The sequence below is a fragment of the Pantoea sp. S61 genome, from assembly GCF_016625145.1.
In the GTDB taxonomy this organism is placed as follows: Bacteria; Pseudomonadota; Gammaproteobacteria; order Enterobacterales; family Enterobacteriaceae; genus Pantoea; species Pantoea rwandensis_B.
Map to the genome: position 1 here is coordinate 1 of NZ_JACVUO010000059.1, position 845 is coordinate 845.

The window sequence follows — 845 nt, forward strand, 5'->3', positions numbered from 1 at the left end:
GATTGGCTTCACCGCAAACTCGTTCTCGTCGGTGTCACTTGACCCCGCGCTGCTGCTGGTGAGCATCGATAAGCGCTCCGCGAATTTCGAAAACTTCACGCAATGTCCGCACTTCGCCATCAACATTCTGGCGGAGCAGCAGAAAGAGATATCGAATATCTTCGCGCAGAAAGTGGCCGATCGCTTCTCACTGGTGAAGTGGCGCAAAGGGGAGTTCAACACGCCGTTGCTGGATGAGAGTTCAGCCTGGTTTGAATGCGCGATGCATCAGGTTATCGATGCCGGTGACCATGCGATTCTGATCGGTAAAGTCGAGCAGTTCGATTCCTGCGGTACGCCGGGCCTTGGCTACTATCGCGGTGCCTACTTCACGCCTTATCAGAATGCGGAATCCCTGATTGCCGGTCCTAACGTGGTGGTCAGCGCGTTGATTGAATCAGCGGGCCAGGCGTTAGTGGTGAAGAAAGAGAACGGTTATGGGCTGCCATCGCAAACGGTCAATAACCGCAGCGTCAGTGAAACGCTCAATCTGTTGTTCACCGGGCTGAATATTGAAGCTAATCCAGGCTTTGTCTACTCCATCTGGGAAGACCGCCAGAAGAAACAGCAGCATATCGTGTTCCTGTGCGCACAGCCGACGGGCAGCACCTTGCCAGCGGTACCGCAGGGCGAATGGGTGGATGTCCACTCGCTGGCGCAACTGCCGGTGCCGGACAGTGCGCTGAAATCGCTGGTCGATCGCTTTATCCGCGAAAATGCGGTGGGCAATTACGGTCTCTATTACGGTGATGAAATCGAAGGTTCTGTGCGTCACTTCTTCACCGCGTCTCATCAGGAGGTGGTAT

General features: G+C 54.9%; 1 protein-coding gene. It reads left to right on the forward strand.

From position 1 onward, the window contains the following. A partial coding sequence (locus IAE30_RS29850) for a flavin reductase family protein (protein WP_200681636.1) occupies positions 1–845 on the forward strand: 845 nt, incomplete at both ends.